Source organism: Rheinheimera nanhaiensis E407-8 (genome assembly GCF_000296695.1).
GTDB lineage: Bacteria > Pseudomonadota > Gammaproteobacteria > Enterobacterales > Alteromonadaceae > Alishewanella > Alishewanella nanhaiensis.
In genome coordinates this window covers 19,284-24,270 of record NZ_BAFK01000014.1, presented here as the reverse complement: position 1 = coordinate 24,270, position 4,987 = coordinate 19,284, and the positions used below count along the sequence as shown (strand labels likewise).

The following is a 4,987-nucleotide window of genomic DNA, read 5'->3' as shown; positions in this document are numbered from 1 at the left end:
CAATGAAGACGCTAAACACTGAGCTGTAACGAAGTAAACACTCGCAAGCGAAAGCGGCAATCCTTTGACCCATCTCAGCATTTTTATTTCCACCAAGTAAAACAATACGACGCTTGTTGTTACAGCACATACAAAAGTGCAGATTTTATTCTTAGTTATACACAGATGTCTACATTTAATTCACAGAGAAATACACAGACTAACCATAACGATGAAGGAAATAATATTTTTGCAGATGAAATGACAATTGCTGCAAAGAAAAATTAAATTTTGTTTACATATCAGGTGTATAAACCTGAATGCCGCACTTGTCGGTTTAAAAATCATGTAAATGCCCTTTTTGCCAACCGCAAATAGTTAAGAAGCAGATTGGATTTTTTTTCACGTACAGGGGACAATCAGTCTGTCGAAGTTTTTTACTCTGCGGGTTAATAGCCGACGGGTATTTTTTATAGCAGGAACTTTTCTTTTTATGTCTATTATTGTGAAACAAATCGCCACCGAAATTGCTGCCCGGCCCGAGCAGGTGTTAGCAACTATCGCCTTGCTGGAAGAAGGCGCTACCGTGCCTTTTATTGCCCGTTACCGTAAAGAAGTGACCGGCGGCTTAGACGACACCCAGCTTAGGCATTTAGAGCAGCGCTTGACGTATCTGCGCGAGCTGGAAGAGCGCCGTCAGGTGATATTAAAAACCATTGACGAGCAGGGTAAGTTAACACCCGAGCTGAAAAGTGACATTCTGGCAGCCGATAATAAAACCCGCTTAGAAGATTTATACCTGCCCTACAAAGCCAAACGCCGCACCAAAGGCCAAATTGCGATTGAAGCTGGCATACAGCCGCTGGCCGATGCGCTGCTGCAAAACCCGGCGCTAAACCCGCTAACCGAAGCAGCCGCCTATATCAATGCCGATGCCGGCTTTACCGATGAAAAAGCAGTACTTGATGGCGCCAAATATATTTTAATGGAGCGCTTTGCTGAGGATGCTAACCTGTTGGCCCGCTTGCGCCAGCACTTGGCCCAGCATGCCGTGGTAAAAAGCACAGTGGTGGCCGGCAAAGAGCAGGAAGGCGCGAAATTCCGCGATTATTTTGCCCACAGCGAAAGCTGGAAAACCACACCGTCGCACCGGGCGCTGGCCATGTTGCGCGGCCGCAACGAAGGTATATTGCAGCTGCAACTGGTGCCGGATGCCAATGAAGACACCGCCCATAGCTTGTGCGAACAGATGATTGCCAGCCACTTTAATATTAAAGATGCAGGCCGTGCGGCAGATGCGTTTTTGCGCACGGCAGTGCAGTGGACCTGGAAGGTCAAACTGCACCTGAGCCTGGAAAATGACTTATTGGGCGAGCTGCGTGAAAAAGCCGAAGAAGAGGCGATAAAAGTATTCGCCCGCAATTTAAAAGACTTACTGATGGCCGCGCCGGCCGGTATGCGTACCACGCTGGCACTGGACCCGGGCCTGCGCACCGGTGTGAAAGTCACCGTAATTGATGAAACCGGTAAACTGCTAAACCACACCACCATTTTTCCGCATGCACCGCAAAATATGTGGGATAAGTCAGTACGCAGCCTGGCGGCCTTGTGCCAACAATATAAAGTTGAGCTGATTGCGGTAGGCAATGGCACCGCCTCACGCGAAACTGATAAATTGGCCGCTGAAGTGATTACAGCGGTAACAGGGTTGAACATCCAAAAAGTGATGGTATCGGAAGCCGGTGCGTCGGTGTATTCCGCCTCTGAACTGGCGGCACAGGAGTTTCCGGAACTGGATGTATCGCTGCGTGGCGCTGTGTCTATCGGCCGCCGTTTGCAGGACCCGCTGGCCGAGTTGGTGAAAATTGAACCCAAAGCCATTGGCGTGGGCCAGTACCAGCATGATGTTAACCAAAGCCTGCTGACCAAGTCGCTTGATGGCGTGGTAGAGGACTGTGTAAACGCCGTTGGTGTTGACTTGAACACCGCCTCAGTGCCACTGCTGGCGCGGGTGGCCGGGCTTAATAAAACCCTGGCGCAAAATATCGTGTTTCACCGCGACACCCATGGCCGCTTTAACGAGCGCAAAGAGCTGTTAAAAGTGCCACGTTTGGGGCCAAAAGCCTTTGAGCAGGCGGCCGGTTTCTTACGCATTAACAACGGCAGCAACCCACTGGATGCCTCGGCCGTGCACCCTGAAGCCTACCCGCTGCTAGAAAAGATCCTCGCGGCGCATCAAAAAAGTGTCGAGCAAATTATCGGTAACAGTAGCTTTTTAAAAACGGTGGATGCAAAAGCCTTTGCCGATGCGCACTTTGGTGTACCGACTATTACCGACATCTTAAAAGAGCTGGATAAACCTGGGCGTGACCCGCGGCCGGAGTTTAAAACCGCCAGCTTTAAAGACGGTGTGGAAACGTTAAAAGATCTCACTGCCGGCATGCTGTTAGAAGGCGTGGTCACCAATGTGACCAACTTTGGTGCCTTTGTCGACATTGGCGTGCATCAGGATGGTTTGGTGCATATCTCGTCGTTAACCGATAAGTTTGTCAGCGATCCGCATCAGGTGGTCAAAGCCGGTGATGTGGTGAAAGTAAAAGTGCTGGAAGTGGACATCGAGCGTAAGCGTATTGCACTGACCATGCGGATGGACGAGCAACCCAGCGCCAAAGCCGCCGACAAAAATGCCGGTCGCAACAACAATAACAAAGCCGCCCGCCCGGCCAAAGTAGTAGAAAACAATGCGGCTATGGGCAATGCCTTTGCTGAGGCCTTTGCCAAACTGAAAAAATAGCAGTGTAAAAAACGCCAGCGTGGCTGGCGTCAGGCTTGTTGTAATGACTGTTTAATCTGCGGCTCGGTGGCGCGCTGGTAAAAACCGGCAATCACACTGCGCCGCAGCGCCATCTGGGCGGTAACAGCCAGAGTGTCGCGCTGCGGGAAGACGATAGCGCCGCCGGCATCGTCATTTACCTTGTAGCTAATGTCGGTTTGCACCTGCGGGCCGTAGAAAATTTGGCCGCTAGCCGGCCCGCCATTCACTCTGACGTCGGCGTTACTGTTGCTGTCTTGCTGCACTGACTGTGCTGGTTCAGCCTGGTTGTTACTAACGCCAGCAGAGGTTTGCTGCACCAATTCTGCTTGCGCTTGTATTTGCCGCTGCATGGCTTCGGCGGCAATACGCCGGTCTGCCGCTGAAGGTTCGGCCGGCGCCAGCGCGGCGGCACGTACTTGCTGCATTTTTTGTACCGTGGCCTGCGGATCGCCCGGTATTGGCGAGATATCTATTTGTACCTCACCACCCACCGCATATTGCTTACCATCCGGCCCCAGCTCGTAGGAATAACTGGGCGCGCCGGCATAACGGCCGCCAACAGCAGCATGCGCCTGCTCGTGCGCTTTCACTTCCTGATCGCGGCTTTCCAGCTGTTGGATTTGCTGCTGCTCTTGCTGCTCAACTTTTTCTTGCTCAGCTTGCTGCCGCTTCGCCTGCTGCTGTTCAGCCGCTTGTTGCTTATCTTGTTGCGAGCTTTGCTCACGCTGACCTTCAGCGTCGTTACTCTGCTCGTTACCCTGGCGCTCACCACGCCCTTCTATCGCCTGCTGCGTTTCGGTTTCTTTACCCTTCGCATCATATAAGGTGACGGCCGGCTGGCTATTCGCTGCGCGGCTGCGCTCGTCGCTAACCGCCGGTTTATCCGGGCTGGCTTTTTCAGACTCTGTGATAGGTACAAACAAATCCCGACGTACAGCATCGCGCCGCGCCATTTCGGTCGGCGGATTAGCGGTATTAATACTGACGTTAGGATAATGTGATACCAGCATCAGCGCTATACCCGGATATCAATCACACTGCCCAGCACCTGATCGGCAGTTTGGATGCTGCGTACATTCGCCTGCGCATTACGCTCCTCCTGCCCTAATTGCACCAGGCTAGTCGTCAGCGATGGTGCCTGGGTATTAGTGACAGTGTCAGGCGCTGCAGCATCAGGCCTTTGCGCTACTGCTTGCTCAGTGTCATTTTGCGGCCGGGTTTGGCGGTTAATCTCCAAAGTGGCCTGAGTGACACCCTCGCTGGCGCGGCTAAAGCCCTGCATGCCAGAATAAAATGCTGATTGAATGTCCAAGATACACCTCGTGCGACTTTAGCAAATACTGGTTAATTATTAACCAGGCCAGCATAAAAGGGAAGCCTGCCCTTAGGCTATTTGGTTGTAAGCTGAGGGGCGTTTTAACCCGCTTCGCCTAACCAGTTGTTTAGCCAGTTAATAAACAGCTGCGGGTGCGAAATAAAAGGCGCATGTGAGGCATGCTCTGCCACCGTGAACCTGGCCTTGGGCTGCAGCTGTTGTAACTGCGTTAGCACGGCCACCGGCACCAATGAATCAAGCCGGCCGTAAAAACCGGCAACCGGTTGGCTTAGCGCGGCAAATTCAGCGCGTAAATCGCAGTGTAACAGTTCAAGGGCGCCGGCTATCGCATCTTGTGGTGGCATCGGATAGGCCATAATCGCCTGTTTTAGTGTTTTAATGTCGTCACGCGCGCTGCGGCTACCCAGCGCCTGGATCGCCAAAAACCGCTCTACCGTCAACGGCAAATTCTGGCTCAGTGCGCCGGCAAACTGCTGCAGCACACTTAGCTGCATACCCGGCCAGTCGCTCTGCGCGACAAAGCAGGGCGAGGCGCCAATCAGCCCAAGCTTTGCCACCTTCTGCGGGTAGCGCTTTGCCAGCGCGATGGCCAACATGCCACCCAGTGACCAGCCGCACACATAACTGCCCGTTGGGATCTGCTCTGACAGCTGTGTTACCACAGCGTCCAGGCTATAGGGCTGCGGATAATGTTGTGCCAGCCCAAACCCGGGAAGATCCGGTGTTGTCAGCTTCACCTTAGCGGCCAGTGCCTGGCGAACGCCCTGCCAGACGCCCTGGTTTACACCCCAGCCATGCAGTAAGACCACACCGGGTTTGTCAGATGTCATTTGCCCTGCCATAGTTATCAAAATGTA

At 52.9% G+C, this 4,987-nt stretch carries 4 protein-coding genes; 1 reads left to right on the top strand and 3 read right to left on the bottom strand.

From position 1 onward, the window contains the following. The first annotated feature begins 472 nt into the window (after positions 1-472). Positions 473-2,773: a Tex family protein gene (locus RNAN_RS12205; protein ID WP_008222199.1), complete on the top strand. Its 2,301-nt coding sequence runs from the start codon at positions 473-475 to the stop codon at positions 2,771-2,773. Between the two features lie 29 nt (positions 2,774-2,802). Here RNAN_RS12205 and RNAN_RS12200 read toward each other — a convergent pair whose 3' ends face one another. The 3 genes from RNAN_RS12200 to bioH form a co-directional block, all read right to left on the bottom strand. Continuing rightward, complete coding sequence (locus RNAN_RS12200) at positions 2,803-3,804, bottom strand: putative metalloprotease CJM1_0395 family protein (protein WP_008222197.1); 1,002 nt, start codon at positions 3,802-3,804, stop codon at positions 2,803-2,805. A gap of 5 nt (positions 3,805-3,809) precedes the next feature. After that, complete coding sequence (locus tag RNAN_RS12195) at positions 3,810-4,106, bottom strand: hypothetical protein (protein WP_040552084.1); 297 nt, start codon at positions 4,104-4,106, stop codon at positions 3,810-3,812. 104 nt (positions 4,107-4,210) lie between these two features. Then, positions 4,211-4,960, bottom strand: a complete 750-nt coding sequence (bioH, locus tag RNAN_RS12190) for a pimeloyl-ACP methyl ester esterase BioH (protein WP_237739920.1) — start codon at positions 4,958-4,960, stop codon at positions 4,211-4,213. Positions 4,961-4,987: the final 27 nt, after the last annotated feature.

Excerpts from the sequence above, each read along its gene's own strand:
- bioH (WP_237739920.1), bottom strand. The coding sequence starts at position 4,960 with ATGACATCTGACAAACCCGGTGTGGTCTTACTGCATGGCTGGGGTGTA.
- RNAN_RS12200 (WP_008222197.1), bottom strand. The coding sequence starts at position 3,804 with ATGCTGGTATCACATTATCCTAACGTCAGTATTAATACCGCTAATCCG.
- RNAN_RS12205 (WP_008222199.1), top strand. The coding sequence starts at position 473 with ATGTCTATTATTGTGAAACAAATCGCCACCGAAATTGCTGCCCGGCCC.